This window comes from Pseudomonas sp. Z2-11, from assembly GCF_054161305.1.
This window is the reverse complement of record NZ_CP096395.1, coordinates 5,883,511-5,902,039: the sequence shown is the minus strand read 5'-3', so window position 1 is coordinate 5,902,039 and position 18,529 is coordinate 5,883,511. Positions and strand designations below refer to the sequence as shown.

Here is an 18,529-nt window from a genome sequence, read left to right as displayed (position 1 = left end):
GCCATGAAAAAACTTATCCACAACCTCGCGCCGTGGGCGGTGCCGCTGCTGTTGCTGGCGGTGTGGCAATTGTCGGTATCGGCCGGCTGGTTATCCACGCGGATCCTGCCGGCGCCGGTGGCGGTGATCGAGGCCGGGGTGAACCTGGTGCTCAGCGGTGAGATCTGGACGCACCTGGCTATCAGCGGTTGGCGCGCGGCGGTCGGCTTCCTGATTGGCGGCGGCATCGGCCTGGCCCTGGGCTTTATCACCGGCCTGTCGAAGTGGGGCGAACGGCTGTTGGACAGCTCCGTGCAGATGGTGCGTAACGTGCCTCACCTGGCGCTGATTCCACTGGTGATCCTCTGGTTCGGTATCGACGAGTCGGCGAAGATTTTCCTGGTGGCGCTGGGCACGCTGTTTCCGATCTACCTCAACACCTACCACGGAATTCGCAATGTCGACCCGGCGCTGGTGGAGATGTCCCGCAGCTACGGTTTATCCGGCTTCAGCCTGTTTCGCCAGGTGATCCTGCCGGGCGCCTTGCCTTCGATCCTGGTGGGCGTGCGTTTTGCCCTGGGTTTCATGTGGTTGACGCTGATCGTCGCGGAAACCATCTCGGCCAGCTCCGGTATCGGTTATCTGGCGATGAATGCCCGGGAATTCCTGCAGACCGACGTGGTGGTGCTGGCGATTCTGCTGTACGCCGTGCTCGGCAAACTGGCCGACCTTGCTGCTCGCGGGCTTGAACGCGTCTGGCTGCGCTGGCATCCGGCCTATCAGGTGAACAAGGGAGGTGTCGCATGACCGCCCAACAACCGCCGCGCCTGCTGCGAGGTATCCCGCTGGCGGTGCGCAATCTGCAGAAGACCTTTGGTTCGCGCCAGGTGTTGCGTGACATCGACTTGCATATCCCGGCCGGGCAGTTCGTCGCGGTGGTCGGTCGCAGCGGCTGCGGCAAAAGTACCTTGCTGCGCTTGCTGGCCGGCCTCGATCAGCCTTCGGGCGGTGAGTTGCTGGCCGGTTCGGCATCGTTGAGCGCTGCGCGGGAAGACACGCGCCTGATGTTTCAGGAGGCGCGTTTGCTGCCCTGGAAAAAGGTCATCGACAACGTCGGCCTCGGACTCAAGGGCGACTGGCGACCACAAGCGTTGCAGGCGCTGGATGCCGTGGGCTTGGCCGATCGTGCACAAGAGTGGCCGGCAGCGTTGTCCGGCGGACAGAAGCAGCGGGTGGCCCTGGCCCGGGCGCTGATTCATCAACCGCGCCTGCTGTTGCTGGACGAACCTTTGGGCGCGCTCGATGCGCTGACCCGGATCGAAATGCAGCAACTGATCGAGCGTCTCTGGCAGCAACACGGCTTCACCGTGCTGTTGGTGACCCACGACGTCAGCGAAGCGGTGGCGATCGCCGACCGGGTGATCCTGATCGAAGACGGCCAGATCGGCCTCGACCTGGCCATCGACTTGCCGCGCCCGCGTGCCCGCGGCTCGCATCGCCTGGCGAGCCTGGAAACCGAAGTCCTCAACCGCGTGCTGTCCTTGCCCGGCCAACCGCCGGAACCCGAACCCGTTTCACCCTTGCCCACGCAACTGCGTTGGGCGCAATAACTTCATCCAGACAGGAACGACATCATGACTATCAAAGCCATCAACGTACGCAACCAGTTCAAAGGCACCATCAAGGAAATCGTCGAAGGCGACGTGCTGTCGGAAATCGACGTGCAGACCGCCTCGGGCATCGTCACCTCGGTCATCACCACCCGCTCGGTCAAGGAGCTGGAACTGGCGATTGGCAGTGAAGTGATTGCCTTCGTCAAATCCACCGAGGTGTCTATCGCCAAGTTGTGAACGATGCTTGACCTGCAGCCCCGGATGGCTTGAGCCCTTCGGGGCGTTTTCGTTCCCACGCTCTGCGTGGCAACGATTCAATCAGAGCGCTTGGGCAGAAACGGAGGGAGATAGAGCCCCAGGTACGCATCGAACACGCGCATGCCTTCCTCGGCCATGCGCGGGGTAATCTGGCCGTGCTGGTGTACCGAGCGGGCGTAGACGCGGTCGCCGAGTTCCATGGCCAGGGCGAACACGTCGACATCGGCAGGCAGGGGCGGCAGTTGGAAATGCCGGGCGAAGACGGTGTGCATCAGCTCGCTCAGTTCCAGGTCATGCTGACGGTCGGCCTGGGTGACTTCAGTCAGGCCATGCTGGGCCAGGATCAGTTGGCGAGCGGCGGCGTCCTCGCTGTAGATCACCAGCATCCGTTGCTCCACCAGCCGCGACAGATCGTGCCAATGGTTCAGCGCTGCATGATCGATCGGTGTTTGAAGGCAGGCACGAAAGGCTGCATGGACGTCGGCGGTCAGGGCTTCGAGCAGGGCCGGGACGCTGGCGAAGAAGTGATAGACGGAGGAGGGCGGGATCCCGGCGCGCTCGGCGACGCTGTAGATCGACAGGCTGGCCACGCCTTCGGCGGCGAGCAGCGTGCGGGCGGCATCGAGGATCGAGTCGATCCGGGCCTGGCTGCGGGCGCGGGGTTTGCGAGGGGTGGCGGTGCGTGTCATGAAGCTCTCCTGCGGGGCTGCCGGGCATTGTACGCAGACCGGGAGGCTGGTCCATACCTGCACTCGTGAGGTGACGAGCTTTTGTGGCGAGGGAGCTTGCTCCCGCTGGGGTGCGGAGCAGCCCTCAAATCAGCCACTGCAATGATGTAGGTTTACCGCTTAAGTATCTTGGGGCCGCTACGCAGCCCAGCGGGAGCAAGCTCCCTCGCCACGGGAACGACGAAAACAAAAACGCCGCAGCCCTGAAGGCCTGCGGCGTTCCTTTCTACTACAACCGCTTAAACGGTATGCAGGTACCAGTTGTACTCAAGGTCGGAGATGGAGTGTTCAAACTCTTCCAGCTCGCTTTCCTTGCAGGCCACGAAGATATCGATGTACTTGGGATCGATGTACTTGGCCATGACTTCGCTGTCGTCCAGTTCGCGCAGGGCATCGCGCAAGTTGTTCGGCAGGCTTTGCTCGTTCTGCTCGTAGCTGTTGCCTTCGACCGGCGCGCCGGGCTCGATCTTGTTGGTCAGGCCATGGTGCACGCCCGCCAGGACCGCCGCCATCAACAGGTACGGGTTGGCATCGGCGCCGGCGACACGGTGTTCCAGGCGTACGGCATCGGCGGAGCCGGTCGGTACGCGCAAGGCCACGGTGCGGTTGTCCAGGCCCCAGGTCGGCGAGTTCGGCACGTAGAACTGTGCGCCGAAACGACGGTAGGAGTTGACGTTCGGGCAGAGGAACGCCATCTGCGCGGGCAGGGTCTCGAGCACACCGCCGATCGCGTGACGCAGCGCGGCGTTCTGCTCGGGATCCTCGCTGGCAAAGATATTCTTGCCTTCTTTGTCCAGGATCGAGATATGGACGTGCAGACCGTTGCCCGCCTGGCCTGGATACGGCTTGGCCATGAAGGTGGTGTCCATTTCATGGTCGTAGGCGATGTTCTTGATCAGCCGCTTGAGCAGTACCGCGTAGTCGCAAGCCTTGATCGGGTCGGCCACGTGGTGCAGGTTCACTTCGAACTGCGCCGGGGCACTTTCCTTGACGATGGCGTCGGCGGGAATGCCTTGCTCCTTGGCCCCTTCCAGGATGTCCTGGAGACAGTCGACGTATTCGTCGAGGTCATCGATCAGGTAGACCTGTGTCGAGTGCGGGCGTTTGCCGGAGATTGGCGAGCGGGGCGGTTGTGGACGGCCATTCACGTTCTCCTGGTCGATCAGGTAGAACTCCAGCTCGAATGCCGCGCAGATGGTCAGGCCCAGTTCATCGAACTTGGTCACGACCTGGCGCAGGACTTCGCGAGGGTCGGCGAAGAACGGATCGCCTTCAAGCTCGTGCATGGTCATCAGCAGTTGCGCGGTGGGGCGCTTCTGCCAGGGTTCGTTGCTCAGAGTGCCGGGGATTGGATAGCAGATGCGGTCGGCATCGCCGATGTCCAGGCCCAGGCCGGTGCTTTCCACCGTCGAGCCATTGATATCCAGGGCAAATAGAGAGGCCGGCAGGTTGATGCCTTTCTCGTAAACCTTGTGGAGGCTGGTGCGTTCGATGCGCTTGCCGCGCACCACACCATTCATATCCGCAATCAGAAGGTCAACGTACAGAACCTCAGGATGTTCCTTAAGGAACGCGTTCGCTTCGTTAAGCTGAACGGCACGCGGGGGTACCGACATGATGCAACACCTTTGTTGTTAAAAATATCAATCATTGATCTCTTCGAAAGCCAGTCAACCCGAACGGCATGCCGAAGTCAAGCAGGGCCTTTTTTGCCCTAAAAAAGCACCTGCAGGGCTTTTTTGAGGCAATTTGGGGCGTTTTTTTTCCCTTTGAAGGGCTTGTCTCCCGCAGGCTTGAGCGGGCCGTGTTGTATTTTTTACGGGGGTGTTGTGTAAAAAAATGAACAAGGCTAAGCTCGATTCAAACCCATAACAGCAATAATACCGGGGTGCTTCATGTCTCGCCTGCCGTTAATCGGCATCACCACCTGCTCCAGGCAGATCGGTCTGCATGCATATCACACCACTGGCGACAAATATGCGCGCGCTGTCGCAACGGCCGCCAAGGGCTTGCCGGTGCTGATCCCGTCCCTGGCGGATCTGTTCTCCCCGTCCGATATTCTGGACGCCCTGGACGGTATTCTTTTTACCGGCTCCCCTTCCAATGTAGAACCTTTTCACTACCAGGGCCCGGCCAGCGCGCCAGGCACCGCTCATGATCCTGCACGGGACGCCATTACCCTGCCGCTGATCCGCGCAGCGGTCGACGCGGGCGTTCCGGTGTTGGGCATCTGTCGCGGTTTCCAGGAAATGAACGTTGCCTTTGGCGGTAGCCTGCATCAGAAAGTTCATGAAGTCGGAACCTTCATCGATCATCGTGAAGACGACACCCAGCCGGTAGAGGTCCAATATGGTCCTGCCCATGCCGTGCATGTCCAGCCTGGCGGTATCCTCGCGTCTTTGGGGCTGCCGCCGCAGGTCGAGGTCAACTCGATCCACAGCCAGGGCATCGAGCGCCTGGCCTCGGGGCTGCGGGCCGAAGCGCTGGCGCCGGATGGCTTGATCGAAGCCGTCTCGGTGGTACAAGGCAAGGCTTTTGCTTTAGGAGTGCAATGGCACCCTGAATGGGCGGTAGGCTCCAACCCGCACTACCTTGCGATTTTCCAGGCATTTGGCGATGCCTGCCGAGCAAGGGCAACACAACGCGACGCCGATGCGTCAAACAACGCCTGACGACTAATAGCAGTCAGGAAACTCACGCCTAGAGGCATTTATGAGTAACAACCTCGACCAGCTCACCGATTGGTTGAAAGACCACAAGATCACAGAAGTCGAATGCATGATTGGCGACCTGACCGGCATTACCCGGGGCAAGATCTCGCCGACCAACAAGTTCATCGCCGAAAAAGGCATGCGCCTGCCCGAGAGCGTTCTGCTCCAGACCGTAACGGGCGACTATGTCGAAGACGACATCTATTACGAACTGCTCGACCCCGCCGACATCGACATGATCTGCCGCCCGGACGAAAACGCAGTCTTCCTGGTGCCCTGGGCCATCGAGCCCACCGCCCAGGTGATCCACGATTCCTACGACAAGCAAGGCAACCCCATCGAGCTGTCACCGCGCAACGTACTCAAGAAGGTGCTCAAGCTGTACGCCGACAAGGGCTGGCAGCCGATTGTCGCGCCGGAGATGGAGTTCTACCTGACCAAGCGCAGCGACGACCCGGACTTTCCACTGCAACCGCCTATCGGCCGTTCCGGTCGCCCGGAAACCGGTCGCCAGTCTTTCTCGATCGAAGCGGCGAACGAATTCGACCCGTTGTTCGAGGACGTCTATGACTGGTGCGAATTGCAGGAACTGGACCTCGATACCCTGATTCACGAAGACGGCACCGCGCAGATGGAAATCAACTTCCGTCATGGCGATGCGCTGTCGCTGGCCGACCAGATCCTGGTGTTCAAGCGCACCATGCGCGAGGCGGCGCTCAAGCACGATGTGGCCGCCACCTTCATGGCCAAACCGATGACCGGTGAGCCGGGCAGTGCGATGCACTTGCACCAGAGCATCATCGACAAGGAAACCGGCAAGAACGTCTTCTCCAACGAAGACGGGACCATGAGTGAGCTGTTCCTGCACCACATCGGTGGCCTGCAGAGATTCATCCCCGAGCTGCTGCCGCTGTTCGCCCCCAACGTCAATTCGTTCCGCCGCTTCCTGCCCGACACCTCGGCGCCGGTGAACGTCGAATGGGGCGAAGAAAACCGCACCGTGGGCTTGCGGGTTCCGGACGCGGGGCCGCAGAACCGTCGTGTGGAAAATCGCTTGCCGGGCGCCGATGCCAACCCGTACCTGGCGATTGCCGCCAGCCTGCTGTGCGGCTACATCGGCATGGTCGAGGGCATCGATCCGAGCGCGCCGGTAGTCGGTCGTGGTTATGAGCGCCGGAACCTGCGTTTGCCGCTGACTATCGAAGATGCCCTGGAGCGCATGGAAAACAGCTCCACCATCGAGAAGTACCTGGGCAAGAAATTCATCACGGGCTACGTCGCGGTCAAGCGGGCCGAGCATGAAAACTTCAAGCGCGTCATCAGTTCGTGGGAGCGGGAATTCCTGCTCTTTGCCGTCTGATGCGCCGGGCGGGGCCGCCGAAAGCCCCGCCCCCAATGGAATAAAAGGAGAATCCGCATGACCCGCAACAACCCGCAAACCCGTGAATGGCAGGCCCTGAGCAGCGATCATCATCTGGCACCGTTCAGCGACTTCAAACAACTCAAAGAGAAAGGCCCGCGCATCATCACCCACGCCAAGGGCGTGTACCTCTGGGACAGTGAAGGCAACAAGATCCTCGACGGCATGGCCGGCCTCTGGTGCGTGGCGGTCGGCTACGGCCGCGATGAGCTGGCGGACGCCGCCAGCCAACAGATGCGCGAGCTGCCGTACTACAACCTGTTCTTCCAGACCGCCCACCCGCCGGTGCTGGAACTGTCAAAAGCCATCGCCGACATCGCCCCGGAAGGCATGAACCACGTGTTCTTCACCGGCTCCGGTTCCGAAGGCAACGACACCATGCTGCGTATGGTCCGCCACTACTGGGCGATCAAAGGGCAGCCGAACAAGAAAGTCATCATCAGTCGCAAGAACGGTTATCACGGTTCGACCGTGGCCGGCGCGAGCCTGGGTGGCATGACCTACATGCATGAGCAGGGCGACCTGCCGATCCCGGGTATTGTCCACATCGCCCAACCCTACTGGTTTGGCGAAGGCGGCGACATGAGCCCCGAAGAGTTCGGCATCTGGGCCGCCAATCAGCTGGAAGAAAAGATCCTCGAGATCGGCGTCGACAACGTCGGTGCGTTCATTGCCGAGCCGATCCAGGGCGCCGGCGGCGTGATCGTGCCGCCGGACAGCTACTGGCCGCGCATGAAGGAAATCCTCGCCAAATACGACATCCTGTTCGTGGCCGACGAGGTCATCTGCGGTTTTGGCCGCACGGGTGAGTGGTTCGGTACCGATCATTACGGGTTGAAACCGCACATGATGACTATCGCCAAGGGCCTTACCTCGGGTTACATCCCCATGGGCGGCCTGATCGTGCGCGACGATGTGGTCGCGGTGCTCAACGAAGGCGGTGATTTCAACCACGGCTTCACCTACTCCGGTCACCCGGTGGCCGCTGCGGTGGCCCTGGAAAATATCCGTATCCTGCGCGAAGAAAAGATCATCGAGCGCGTCCACAGCGAAACGGCACCGTATTTGCAGCAGCGCCTGCGGGAACTGAACGACCATCCGCTGGTGGGTGAAGTGCGCGGCGTCGGTTTGCTGGGGGCGATCGAACTGGTCCAGGACAAGGCCACGCGCAAACGCTACGAAGGCAAGGGCGTGGGCATGATCTGCCGGCAGTTCTGCTTCGATAACGGGCTGATCATGCGCGCAGTGGGCGACACCATGATCATTGCGCCGCCGCTGGTGATCAGCAAGGCTGAGATCGACGAATTGGTGGCCAAGGCGCGGCAATGCCTGGACCTGACGCTCGGTGCGCTGCAAGGCTGAGTGCTAGGCTCTGTGCGAGGTGCCGACATGGGCCTCGCCCGGTGTGAATAAAGGCTGGGCTTGTGTTGAAAGCCTGCCCTGTAACTTGCCAGACTACCCCTGCTGTTCAAGTTGCCAGAGAGCCGGCTACTGAACCGTGGCCAAGAAGAATAACTGGAGCACTTTTTCATGAAGGCAATAGGCATGAAGACATTAGGTATGAAGATAGCTGGCAAGACCCTCCTCGCCATGTCCCTGGCGGGTGTGATGGCGGGCGCCGTCCAGGCGGACGACAAAGTGCTGCACGTCTACAACTGGTCGGACTACATTGCGCCGGACACGGTCGCCAAGTTCGAGAAGGAGACAGGGATCAAGGTCGTCTACGACGTCTTCGACAGCAACGAGACCCTGGAGGCCAAGCTGCTGGCGGGCAAATCCGGCTATGACATCGTGGTGCCGTCGAACAATTTCCTCGCCAAGCAGATCAAGGCCGATGTCTATCAGGAGCTGGACAAGTCCAAGCTGCCGAACTGGAAAAACCTCGATACCGACCTGCTCAAGGCCGTTGGTGATGCCAGCGACCAGGGCAACAAACACGCCTTCCCGTACATGTGGGGCACCATCGGCATCGGTTACAACCCGGAGAAGGTCAAGGCCGCATTGGGCGTCGACAAGATCGATTCCTGGGATACCATGCTCAAGCCGGAGAACATCGCCAAGCTCAAGAGCTGCGGCGTGAGCTTCCTCGATTCGCCGACCGAAATGATTCCGGTGGCCCTGCATTACCTCGGCTACCCGACCGACAGCCAGGACAAGAAGCAACTGGCCGAGGCCGAAGCGTTGTTCCTCAAGCTGCGTCCATCGATCGGCTACTTCCACTCCTCCAAGTACATCTCGGACCTGGCCAACGGCAACATCTGCGTGGCCGTGGGTTACTCGGGTGATATCGAGCAATCCAAGAGCCGTGCTGCCGAGGCTGGCGGCAAGGTGAAAGTGGCCTACACCATTCCGAAGGAAGGTGCCGGTTCGTTCTACGACATGGTCGCCATTCCCAAGGATGCCAAAAACGTCGAAGGCGCCTACAAGTGGATGAACTTCATCATGCAGCCGGAAATCATGGCGGAGATCACCGACAACGTGCGCTTCCCTAACGGCAACAAGGCCGCCACCCCACTGGTGGACAAGGAAATTTCCGGTGACCCGAGCATTTATCCATCGGACGAAGTTAAGGCCAAGCTCTACGCGATTGCCGACCAGCCGGCCGCGACCCAGCGGATCCTGACCCGCAGCTGGACCAAGATCAAATCCGGTAAATAAGCCGGCTTGAAGCAATTTCCTGTTGTCGACGTCGTCCGGCGGCGACAACAGGAGCAATTAAATAACTAAAAGTTTTGCTGGATCGGTTTATCGAGGGTAAGTTGCGCGCCGGTTTTGTTGCAGGGCATTTCGTTGCCCGGTAACGGGGGCAACTTGGGCCCAACTATTTAAGAGGACCTCCACGTGCCTGTCTTTTCTTTGTTACGCAACGCTTTGCTGGTCGGTGCCGGCCTGACGCTCGCCGTCGGTGTCCAGGCCGCCTCCACCGTGCATATTTATAACTGGTCGGACTACATCGGCGAGACCACCCTGGCGGACTTCGAGAAAGCCACCGGGATCAAGCCGGTCTACGACGTGTTCGATTCCAACGAAACCCTGGAAGGCAAGTTGCTGGCCGGTCGTACCGGTTACGACGTGGTTGTGCCGTCCAACCACTTCCTGGGCAAGCAGATCAAGGCTGGTGCGTTCCAGAAACTCGACAAGGCGCAATTGCCCAACTACTCCAACCTCGACCCCGTGCTGCTCAAGCGCCTGGAGAAAAACGACCCGGGCAACCAATATGCCGTGCCTTACCTGTGGGGCACCAACGGCATCGGCTACAACGTCGAGAAGGTCAAGGCGGTATTGGGCGTCGAGAAAATCGACTCGTGGGCCATGCTGTTCGAACCGGAAAATATCAAGAAGCTCTCCAGCTGCGGCGTTTCGTTCCTCGACTCGGGCGACGAAATGATTCCGGCCATGCTCAACTACCTGGGCCTGGACCCCAACAGCCAGAACCCTGAAGACTACAAGAAGGCCGAGGCCCAGCTCCTCAAGATCCGGCCTTACGTCACCTACTTCAATTCCTCCAAGTACATCTCCGATCTGGCCAACGGCGAGATCTGCGTGGCCGCCGGTTTCTCCGGGGACATTTTCCAGGCCCGCGAACGTGCCAGCGAGGCCGGCAAGGGCGTCGACATCGCCTACGTGATTCCCAAGGAAGGCGGCAATCTCTGGTTCGACATGCTGGCGATCCCGCGCGACGCCAGCAACGCCAAGCAGGCCCATGCGTTCATCAACTACCTGCTCAAGCCTGAGGTCATCGCCCAGGTGAGCGACGTCGTCGGTTATGCCAACCCGAACCCGAAGGCTGGCGAACTGATGAGCCAGGACGTACGCACCGACGAAGCGGTCTACCCACCGCAAGCGGTCGTCGACAAGCTCTATGTCAACTCCGAGTTGCCGCCCAAGATCCAACGACTCATGACCCGCAGCTGGACCAAGGTCAAGTCGGGTAAATAGCGTCAAGCGCTCTAACTTTTCCAAGGTTCGCCCACCTGGGGCGAGCTGCAAATTTTGTGGGAGTTTCGTAAATGGCAGTTGCCTCCGGCGCCTATAAGAAAGCCCTCGAGGGCGACCAGACACCCAAGCAGGTGCTGGTCAAGATCGACCGGGTCACGAAGAAGTTCGACGAGACGATTGCCGTGGACGATGTGTCCCTGGAAATCAAGAAAGGCGAGATCTTCGCCTTGCTCGGCGGTTCGGGATCAGGCAAATCCACCTTGCTGCGCATGCTGGCAGGTTTCGAGCGGCCCACGGAGGGGCGGATCTTCCTCGATGGCGTGGACATCACCGACATGCCGCCCTACGAGCGGCCGATCAACATGATGTTCCAGTCCTACGCCTTGTTCCCCCACATGACGGTGGCGCAGAACATCGCCTTCGGCCTGCAACAGGACAAGATCCCGAAAGCCGAGGTCGATGCCCGCGTGGCCGAGATGCTCAAGCTCGTGCAGATGAGCCAGTACGCCAAGCGCAAGCCGCACCAGCTCTCCGGCGGCCAGCGCCAGCGCGTCGCCCTGGCCCGTTCCCTGGCCAAGCGGCCGAAGCTGCTGCTGCTCGACGAGCCGATGGGCGCCCTGGACAAGAAGCTGCGCTCGCAGATGCAGCTTGAGCTGGTGGAGATCATCGAACGGGTCGGCGTGACCTGTGTAATGGTGACCCATGACCAGGAAGAGGCCATGACCATGGCCGAGCGCATCGCGATCATGCACCTGGGCTGGATTGCCCAGATCGGCAGCCCGATCGATATCTACGAAACCCCGACCAGCCGCCTGGTCTGCGAATTCATCGGCAACGTCAACATCTTCGAGACCGAAGTGGTGGACGACGCCGAGGGCCACGCGGTGCTGACCTGCAAGGACCTTGATCGCAATATCTACGTCGGCCACGGCATCAGCACCTCGGTGCAGGACAAGTCCGTGACCTACGCCATTCGCCCGGAGAAGTTGCTGGTTACCTCCGAGCAGCCAACCTGCGAGCACAACTGGTCCAGCGGCAAGGTCCATGACATTGCCTACCTGGGCGGCCACTCGGTGTTCTACGTCGAATTGCCAAGCGGCAAGCTGGTGCAGTCGTTCGTCGCCAACGCCGAGCGCCGCGGCCAGCGCCCGACCTGGGGCGACCAAGTGTTCGTCTGGTGGGAAGACGACAGCGGCGTGGTGCTTCGCTCATGAACATGCGCAAGCTCAAACGCCGACTCGCTCGAATAACGCCCGGTGGCCGTCAGCTGGTCATCGGGGTGCCCTTCATCTGGCTGTTCCTGTTCTTCATGCTGCCGTTCTTCATCGTCCTGAAGATCAGCTTCGCCGAAGCCGACGTGGCCATCCCGCCGTACACCGAGATCTACAGCTACGTTGACCAGAAGCTGCAAGTGCTGCTCAACCTCGCCAACTACGCGATGCTCAGCGAGGACGAACTGTACATCGCCGCCTATCTCGGCTCGCTGAAGATGGCCCTGATCAGCACGGTGCTGTGCCTGCTGATCGGCTACCCGATGGCCTACGGCATCGCCAACGCCCGCAAAGAGATGCAGACGGTGCTGGTATTGCTGATCATGATGCCGACCTGGACCGCGATCCTGATCCGCGTCTACGCGTGGATGGGCATCCTCAGCAACAACGGCCTGCTCAATGGCTTCCTGATGAGCATGGGCTGGATCAGCGAGCCCTTGCAGATCCTCAACACCAACCTGGCGGTCTATATCGGCGTGGTTTATTCCTACCTGCCGTTCATGATCCTGCCGCTGTACGCCAACCTGGTCAAACACGACCCGAGCCTGTTGGAAGCCGCGTCCGACCTGGGTTCGAGCACGTTCAACAGCTTCTGGAAAATCACCGTGCCGCTGTCCAAGAACGGCATCGTCGCAGGCTGCATGCTGGTGTTCATCCCGGTAGTGGGTGAGTTCGTGATCCCGGAACTGCTGGGCGGTCCGGAAACCTTGATGATCGGCAAGGTGCTGTGGCAGGAGTTCTTCAATAACCGTGACTGGCCGGTGGCATCCGCCCTGGCGGTAGTGATGCTGGCGATCCTGATCGTGCCCATCATCCTGTTCAACCGCAGTCAGGCCAAGGAAATGGAGGGCAAGGAATGAAGCGCTTCAGTTTTTCAAGCCTGATGCTGGTGCTGGGTCTGTTGTTCATCTATGCGCCGATGCTGATCCTGGTGATCTTTTCGTTCAACGCCTCGAAACTGGTAACGGTGTGGGGCGGTTGGTCGGTCAAGTGGTACGTCGGCCTGCTGGACAACTCCCAACTGATGGGCTCGGTGGTGCGTTCGCTGGAGATCGCCTGCTACACCGCGATCGCCGCGGTGGCGCTGGGTACGCTGGCGGCCTTCGTGTTGACCCGCATCACCCACTTCAAGGGCCGCACGTTGTTCGGCGGCCTGGTCACCGCGCCGTTGGTGATGCCGGAAGTGATCACCGGCCTGTCGCTGTTGCTGCTGTTCGTGGCGATGGCGCAGATGATCGGCTGGCCACAGGAGCGTGGCATCGTCACGATCTGGATCGCCCATACGACGTTCTGCGCGGCCTATGTGGCGGTGGTGGTCTCGGCGCGCTTGCGTGAGCTGGACCTGTCCATCGAAGAGGCAGCCATGGACCTCGGTGCGCGGCCGTGGAAGGTGTTCTTTTTGATCACCATCCCGATGATCGCGCCATCGCTGGCGGCGGGCGCGATGATGTCGTTCGCGTTGTCCCTCGACGACCTGGTGCTGGCAAGCTTCGTCTCCGGTCCTGGCTCGACGACGTTGCCGATGGAAGTCTTCTCGGCGGTACGCCTGGGGGTCAAGCCGGAAATCAACGCGGTGGCGAGCCTGATCCTGCTGGCGGTGTCGCTGGTGACCTTCCTGGTCTGGTACTTCAGCCGCCGCGCCGAAGAAAACCGCAAGCGAGCGATCCAGCAAGCCATCGAGGAAAGCGCCGCCGATTCCTGGAAACAACCGCAGGTGCGCCGGCCCGAGACCACTTCGGCCTGATGCAGGAGCGGGCTTGCTCGCGAAAGCGCTTTGACAGTCGATTTAAGGGTGACTGTCAGGCCGCGTTCGCGAGCAGGCTCGCTCCCACAGGGGATCCGAGCCGGGTCGCGAGTTGATAGCACCACAAAAACCTGTGGGAGCGAGCCTGCTCGCGAAGGCGATAGCACCTGCCGGCTACGAATTCCAGGGCGAAGTACGAATCACCTCGACGAAACTCATCGGCTTGAACCCCGGTTCCTGATCCACCAGCACATCGGTCTTCACGTTGCCAAAAGTGGTCTGCGGACGATGCCGCAAGCCGTCGGCGAAGGCGCAGATGATGCACTCCTTGAAACCTTCTCCACGCGGGTGCGCATGCACCACGGCCTCGCGCTGCGCGGCGGGGAACGCGGCATAGTCCATGCCGAGCACGTCCATTTCCACCCCGGCGGTCACCAGGGCGACGGTCGGGCGCAGGTGTTTCGGCACGCCTGGGGTGGTGTGCAGGGCAATCGACAGCCACACCTGTTCGATGTCGTCATCGCTCAGCCCGTAGGGTTTGAGAAATGCTGCGGCAGCGTTTGCCCCGTCCACCTCGAAACGCTCGTCATCACTGCGATAGCCTTCCACCAGGCCGAGGTCGTGGAACATCGCGCCGACGTACAGCAACTGCGGATCGTAGGCCAATTGGCGGCGCTCGCCACTCAAGGCGCCGAACAGGAACACCCGGCGGGAATGGTGATAAAGCAGGTCTGATTCGATGTCGCGGATATATTCGGTGGTGGCCCGGGCGAGGGCGCTGTCGGGAATCCGGATGCCGGCGATGCTGTTCATGCTGCTCTCCTCTTGACGATGCGCCGTGGCGGCGCTGAGAGTTTCAGTCTGTTCGCCGGGGTAAGACGCGGCAATCGCGCCATGGCTGCGATTACGGCCAATGAACTTGGGTTTCATGCCATCTGGCTTCTGCACGCCGGATTGGCTAGGGTTCGCTGGACAACCCGGACAGGTAAGCGCAGACCATGGAAAAAACCGTCGCCATCGTGGTATTCACAGGCGCCCAGTCTCTGGACATCAGCGGCCCCATGGATGTCTTCTGCGAAGCCAATCGCTTTCTCGCCCCGCATGATCACTATCGCTTGGAAGTGATCGGTATCGAGCCCGGCGCAATGTCCTGCTCCAACGGAATGTCCCTCAACCCGCACCGACATTTCAGCGAAGCGTCAGGTGCGTGTGACCTGTTGCTGGTCGCGGGCGGCCCGCAGTTGCCATTCATGGACTTTGGCCCGGCGTTCAATGCCTGGTTGCGCGACGCCTGCGCCCGTGCGCGACGCTTCGGTTCGATTTGCAACGGCGCGTTCATGCTGGCTCGGGCCGGCTTGCTCGAAGGGCGGACTGTCACGACCCATTGGGGCGATGCATCGGCATTGACGCGGATGTGTCCCTCGACCCGGGTCGAAGCCGATCGGCTGTACGTGCAGGACGGCGCGCTCTACACCTCGGCGGGTGTCACGGCGGGGATTGATCTGTCGCTGTTCCTGCTAGCGCAGGACCATGGGCCGGACGTGGCGCTGAATGTCGCCAAGCGGCTGGTGGTGTTCACCCAGCGTTCGGGCGGGCAGTCGCAGTTCAGTCCGTTCCTCGTACCGCACGCCGAGCCTGCCTCCGCGGTGGCTCAGGTTCAGTCATACGTGATGGCCAACCTCAACGGTGACCTGGGCATCGCCGACCTCGCCAACGCCGCGAACATGAGCCAACGCAACTTCTCCCGGGTGTTCACCCGGGAAGCGAAGGTCACGCCAGCGGAATTCGTCGAGCAGGCCCGGGTGGACGCGGCGCGAGTGATGTTGGAAAGCACCCGGGCACCGCTCAAGACCGTGGCGTATCAATGCGGCTTTCGCGATGCCCAGCACATGCGCAGCGTATTCAATCGCAGGCTGGGCGTAACGCCGCAGCAGTTCAGGCTGAATTTTGCCGCGCTGGTTTGAGTTCACTTCTTCAGCGCGTCATGGGCCTCCAGCGCCCGCAGCGAATAAATGTAAGCCGCGCCGGCGTTCAGCGAGACCGCCGTCGCCAGGGTCGCGGCGATTTCCTCGCGAGTGGCGCCGGCCTTGATGGCGGCATCGGTGTGCACGCCGATGCAACCGTCACAGCGAGTGGTGATCGCCACGGCGATGGAAATCAGTTCGCGGGTCTTGGCATCGAGCACGTTGTTCTCGGCCGCCGCTTCATCCAAGGCCATGTAGGCCTTGACCATTTTCGGATTGCTTTTTCCCAGGGCGCCAAAGGCGCTCTTGATGGTGGGCAGCAGCTCGGACCAGTTATTGAACATTGCATGACTCCATTGAGGTAAACGGGGTTTGGGCCCCTGTAGTCTTGACCATCAATGGCGATCGAGCCTGCCGACGGTCAAGAAAGGATTCAGGGCTGCGCCCTGGCGGGCAACAGTTTCAAGGTGCCGCGGGTGTTGGCCGTGACTTCCTCCTCCGCCAGGTGCGCCTGGTGATACAGCCCTTCGATGTAGGCTTCGGCCTGGTCTTCATAATGCTTGTCGAACGGCACGCCGCTCTGGCCGACCGGATTGATGGTGACGCTGTGGGTCGGGTCGGCGAAGTCGATGATGCGTCGAGTGGAGGGGCCGTAGGTGACTGGCCAGGGCGCCGGGCCGATCCTGGCCGAGAGGTTGTTGGGTACTTCATGGGTACCGGGGGCGGCGAACGGGCCGACGTTGAAGACCCGGTCCAGCGGTTTCTGCTGGCCCAAGGGATGCCCGTGGGTCAGGGTGTGGGCCTTGCCCCATTGCCATTGGCTGGCGTCCTCGCCCAAGGTGGCTTTCAGGTGCACCAGGCTTTTGTTCCAGGCCTTGATCACCGTATCGGTACGGGTTTCGGTGCCTAATGTCGAGCGGTCGTCCCACCATGGCGAGTCTTTTGCGGCGGCCAGGCGTGGCAGCGCGGCATCGATCACCCGGGTCGACAATGCCGTTTCGAAAAAGCCGTCGCCCAGTTCATCGCCCAGGGCGGCGTCGGCCAGCTCGAACAGGAACTGGTTGAACAGCGTGGCGCTGATGGAGTCCAGCGGGTAGTCGCCCTTCCATTCAGCCAGTTGTTCAAGCCACTTGCGCTCCTGCGGGTCGCTGACCGCTTCGCGCAGTATCGGCAACAGCGGCGCAAGCAGGCGCGGGCCATAGGCGGTGGTGGTGCCCAGTTGCAGCTTCTGGGTGGTCTGGATATCCCATTTGGCCTGTTTCTCGCTCAACTGCCGATCCAGCTCCTGGCCCCGGTCGGCAAGGTTGTAGTAACCGGGAATCTCGATTCCGCTGGCCGGCACCGGCTGGAAATTTGCCGAGAGAACGTAACCCCTGGCCGGGTTCTCTTCCTGGGGATTGCTGGTGAAAGGCTGGAAGCCCGGTTTTTCCGCTTCAGCGCTACCGCCATCGAGAATGAAACCGGGCTTCACACCCTCTGCACGCTTGGGCAGTTGCGCCGCGGCCCACCAGCCGATATCGCCCTTGGCGTTGGCCCAGACCACATTCAGGCCCGGCGCGTGAATCCTGGCCGACGCGCTGCGAGCCTTGGCGAGGGTGTCGGCGCGGTTGAGCTGGTAGAAGGCTTCGAGGATCGGGTTGCGGGTTTCCAGGAACCCCCACCACATGGCGATCGGCGTCTTGCCGGCATTGGCACCGAGGGCATCGTTGACGATCGGGCCATGGGGCGACTGGCGCAGCACCAGGGTCACGGGTGCCTGGCCTTTGACGGCGATCTGCTGTTCGCTGCGGGTCATGTCCACCCATTGGTCGCGGTACCAGACCTGTTCGGGGTTGTCCGGGTTGGTCTTTTCGGCGATCAGGTCCAGGTCGTCGTTCTGGAACATGGTGATGCTCCAGCCGAAATCCTTGTTCATGCCCAGCGTCGCAAAGGGCACCAGCGCCTGGTATTGGCCGTAGAGCTCGAAACCCGGCGCCGACAAATGCGCCTCGTACCACACCGACGGCGCGGAAAAACGGATATGCGGGTCACCCGCCAGCAAGGGCTTGCCGCTGTGCGTGCGGCTGCCGGAAACCGCCCAGGCGTTGCTGCCTTCGAACTGCGGCAGGCCATTTTCGGCCAGGGCCTGTTCGCTCAGGCGCGCCAGGGCGTTGAGGTCTTTCCAGTCATTGCTGGTCAGGGACGGACCGCTTGCGGGATCTTTTTGAAGGACGCCCTGAGGCTGCCAATCGAGGTCGAAGATATTCAGGTACTCGGCACCGAGTTTGTCACGCACGTAAGTCAACAGCGGTTCGGTGCGAAAGGCGGCGGCGAAGCTGTACGCCATGTAGCCGATGATGCTGGCGGTGTCTTCCGCGGTGAATGGCCGCTTGGGAATGCCCAGCACATCGAACTCCAGCGGCCGCGTATGGGTTTGCTGGTAGGTATTGATACCGTCCAGGTAAGCCTGCGTCGCGATCCACGCCGGCGATTGGCGATCCTGCTCGGCGACATGGCTGGCGGCGCGCTCGCGGATACGCAGGCTGCGCATCAGCTTGTCGGTGTCGAGCAGCTTCGGCCCGAGGATCTCGGCCAGCTCGCCACGGGCGAGGCGGCGCATCAATTCCATCTGGAACAGTCGATCCTGGGCGTGGACATAACCCAGGGCGCGGTACAGGTCGGTTTCGTTCTCGGCGCGGATATGCGGCACGCCACGTTCGTCGTAGCGCACCGTCACCGAGCCTTGCAGCCCCTGCAGCTGCACGGTGCCCTGGCGCGTGGGCTGCTTGCTGTAGAGGTAGCCGCCCGCGACGATGATGGCGGTGACAACCAGTGACAGGAAAGCGACGAGCAGGCGTTTCATGGTCATTCCTTATGCGAGTGGCAGCGGTCCCGTTGATCCCCTGTTTAACACGCGAGCGCT

17 protein-coding genes are annotated in these 18,529 nt (G+C 61.3%); 12 read left to right on the top strand and 5 right to left on the bottom strand.

Annotated features, from left to right (window positions below):
• Positions 1-3: 3 nt before the first annotated feature.
• From ssuC to M1E16_RS26340, 3 genes are read left to right on the top strand one after another with little or no spacing between them, the layout of a single operon-like run.
• Positions 4-786 carry an aliphatic sulfonate ABC transporter permease SsuC gene (gene ssuC, locus M1E16_RS26350; protein WP_458128752.1) on the top strand — a complete coding sequence of 261 codons (783 nt, stop codon included), beginning with the start codon at positions 4-6 and terminating at the stop codon, positions 784-786.
• Positions 783-1,589, top strand: coding sequence for an aliphatic sulfonates ABC transporter ATP-binding protein (ssuB, locus tag M1E16_RS26345; RefSeq protein WP_458128751.1), 807 nt, complete (start codon positions 783-785; stop codon positions 1,587-1,589). Before ssuC ends, ssuB begins: the two co-directional genes overlap by 4 nt.
• Positions 1,590-1,613: 24 nt before the next feature.
• Entirely contained in the window at positions 1,614-1,829 is a 216-nt protein-coding gene (locus M1E16_RS26340) for a TOBE domain-containing protein (RefSeq protein WP_003177394.1), read from the top strand.
• Positions 1,830-1,906: 77 nt separating this feature from the next.
• On the opposite strand, the gene M1E16_RS26335 is transcribed toward M1E16_RS26340, so the two are convergent.
• Complete coding sequence (locus tag M1E16_RS26335; protein WP_434571059.1) at positions 1,907-2,539, bottom strand: TetR/AcrR family transcriptional regulator; 633 nt, start codon at positions 2,537-2,539, stop codon at positions 1,907-1,909.
• Between the two features lie 278 nt (positions 2,540-2,817).
• Positions 2,818-4,194 carry a glutamine synthetase family protein gene (locus tag M1E16_RS26330; RefSeq protein WP_305498052.1) on the bottom strand — a complete coding sequence of 459 codons (1,377 nt, stop codon included), beginning with the start codon at positions 4,192-4,194 and terminating at the stop codon, positions 2,818-2,820.
• Positions 4,195-4,473: 279 nt separating this feature from the next.
• Here M1E16_RS26330 and M1E16_RS26325 point away from each other — a divergent pair, with 279 nt between their 5' ends.
• The 8 genes from M1E16_RS26325 to M1E16_RS26290 all read left to right on the top strand — a co-directional run bounded on the left by M1E16_RS26325 (position 4,474) and on the right by M1E16_RS26290 (position 13,663).
• Positions 4,474-5,250 (top strand): gamma-glutamyl-gamma-aminobutyrate hydrolase family protein, encoded by a 777-nt coding sequence (locus M1E16_RS26325; protein ID WP_434602180.1) that lies wholly within the window; start codon positions 4,474-4,476, stop codon positions 5,248-5,250.
• A gap of 40 nt (positions 5,251-5,290) precedes the next feature.
• Complete coding sequence (locus M1E16_RS26320) at positions 5,291-6,649, top strand: glutamine synthetase family protein (protein WP_434602179.1); 1,359 nt, start codon at positions 5,291-5,293, stop codon at positions 6,647-6,649.
• 57 nt (positions 6,650-6,706) lie between these two features.
• Positions 6,707-8,071, top strand: a complete 1,365-nt coding sequence (locus tag M1E16_RS26315) for an aspartate aminotransferase family protein (RefSeq protein ID WP_434627249.1) — start codon at positions 6,707-6,709, stop codon at positions 8,069-8,071.
• Between the two features lie 198 nt (positions 8,072-8,269).
• Positions 8,270-9,367, top strand: coding sequence for a polyamine ABC transporter substrate-binding protein (locus M1E16_RS26310; RefSeq protein WP_458130370.1), 1,098 nt, complete (start codon positions 8,270-8,272; stop codon positions 9,365-9,367).
• A 183-nt stretch (positions 9,368-9,550) separates the two neighbouring features.
• Complete coding sequence (locus M1E16_RS26305; protein ID WP_458128750.1) at positions 9,551-10,648, top strand: polyamine ABC transporter substrate-binding protein; 1,098 nt, start codon at positions 9,551-9,553, stop codon at positions 10,646-10,648.
• A gap of 71 nt (positions 10,649-10,719) precedes the next feature.
• Positions 10,720-11,862, top strand: a complete 1,143-nt coding sequence (locus M1E16_RS26300; RefSeq protein WP_014340741.1) for an ABC transporter ATP-binding protein — start codon at positions 10,720-10,722, stop codon at positions 11,860-11,862.
• A complete protein-coding gene (locus M1E16_RS26295) occupies positions 11,859-12,779 on the top strand; it encodes an ABC transporter permease subunit (protein ID WP_434571068.1) in 921 nt (306 codons plus the stop codon). The genes M1E16_RS26300 and M1E16_RS26295 overlap by 4 nt, the downstream gene beginning before the upstream one ends.
• On the top strand, positions 12,776-13,663 hold the full coding sequence (locus M1E16_RS26290; RefSeq protein ID WP_305498066.1) for an ABC transporter permease subunit: 888 nt from the start codon (positions 12,776-12,778) through the stop codon (positions 13,661-13,663). The genes M1E16_RS26295 and M1E16_RS26290 overlap by 4 nt, the downstream gene beginning before the upstream one ends.
• Positions 13,664-13,837: 174 nt before the next feature.
• Here the strand turns inward: M1E16_RS26290 and M1E16_RS26285 are convergent, their stop codons facing one another.
• Positions 13,838-14,476 carry an HD domain-containing protein gene (locus M1E16_RS26285; protein WP_458130369.1) on the bottom strand — a complete coding sequence of 213 codons (639 nt, stop codon included), beginning with the start codon at positions 14,474-14,476 and terminating at the stop codon, positions 13,838-13,840.
• Positions 14,477-14,661: 185 nt separating this feature from the next.
• Here M1E16_RS26285 and M1E16_RS26280 point away from each other — a divergent pair, with 185 nt between their 5' ends.
• The gene (locus tag M1E16_RS26280) at positions 14,662-15,627 is read left to right on the top strand and encodes a GlxA family transcriptional regulator (protein WP_458128749.1); all 966 of its coding nucleotides are present in this window, start codon (positions 14,662-14,664) and stop codon (positions 15,625-15,627) included.
• 2 nt (positions 15,628-15,629) lie between these two features.
• Here M1E16_RS26280 and M1E16_RS26275 read toward each other — a convergent pair whose 3' ends face one another.
• Entirely contained in the window at positions 15,630-15,971 is a 342-nt protein-coding gene (locus tag M1E16_RS26275; protein WP_014340738.1) for a carboxymuconolactone decarboxylase family protein, read from the bottom strand.
• Between the two features lie 89 nt (positions 15,972-16,060).
• Positions 16,061-18,469, bottom strand: a complete 2,409-nt coding sequence (locus M1E16_RS26270) for a penicillin acylase family protein (protein ID WP_458128748.1) — start codon at positions 18,467-18,469, stop codon at positions 16,061-16,063.
• Positions 18,470-18,529 lie beyond the last annotated feature (60 nt).

Coding starts and splice junctions, on each gene's coding strand:
- ssuC (WP_458128752.1), top strand. CDS start 4: ATGAAAAAACTTATCCACAACCTCGCGCCGTGGGCGGTGCCGCTGCTG.
- ssuB (WP_458128751.1), top strand. CDS start 783: ATGACCGCCCAACAACCGCCGCGCCTGCTGCGAGGTATCCCGCTGGCG.
- M1E16_RS26340 (WP_003177394.1), top strand. CDS start 1,614: ATGACTATCAAAGCCATCAACGTACGCAACCAGTTCAAAGGCACCATC.
- M1E16_RS26335 (WP_434571059.1), bottom strand. CDS start 2,539: ATGACACGCACCGCCACCCCTCGCAAACCCCGCGCCCGCAGCCAGGCC.
- M1E16_RS26330 (WP_305498052.1), bottom strand. CDS start 4,194: ATGTCGGTACCCCCGCGTGCCGTTCAGCTTAACGAAGCGAACGCGTTC.
- M1E16_RS26325 (WP_434602180.1), top strand. CDS start 4,474: ATGTCTCGCCTGCCGTTAATCGGCATCACCACCTGCTCCAGGCAGATC.
- M1E16_RS26320 (WP_434602179.1), top strand. CDS start 5,291: ATGAGTAACAACCTCGACCAGCTCACCGATTGGTTGAAAGACCACAAG.
- M1E16_RS26315 (WP_434627249.1), top strand. CDS start 6,707: ATGACCCGCAACAACCCGCAAACCCGTGAATGGCAGGCCCTGAGCAGC.
- M1E16_RS26310 (WP_458130370.1), top strand. CDS start 8,270: ATGAAGATAGCTGGCAAGACCCTCCTCGCCATGTCCCTGGCGGGTGTG.
- M1E16_RS26300 (WP_014340741.1), top strand. CDS start 10,720: ATGGCAGTTGCCTCCGGCGCCTATAAGAAAGCCCTCGAGGGCGACCAG.
- M1E16_RS26295 (WP_434571068.1), top strand. CDS start 11,859: ATGAACATGCGCAAGCTCAAACGCCGACTCGCTCGAATAACGCCCGGT.
- M1E16_RS26290 (WP_305498066.1), top strand. CDS start 12,776: ATGAAGCGCTTCAGTTTTTCAAGCCTGATGCTGGTGCTGGGTCTGTTG.
- M1E16_RS26285 (WP_458130369.1), bottom strand. CDS start 14,476: ATGAACAGCATCGCCGGCATCCGGATTCCCGACAGCGCCCTCGCCCGG.
- M1E16_RS26280 (WP_458128749.1), top strand. CDS start 14,662: ATGGAAAAAACCGTCGCCATCGTGGTATTCACAGGCGCCCAGTCTCTG.
- M1E16_RS26275 (WP_014340738.1), bottom strand. CDS start 15,971: ATGTTCAATAACTGGTCCGAGCTGCTGCCCACCATCAAGAGCGCCTTT.
- M1E16_RS26270 (WP_458128748.1), bottom strand. CDS start 18,469: ATGAAACGCCTGCTCGTCGCTTTCCTGTCACTGGTTGTCACCGCCATC.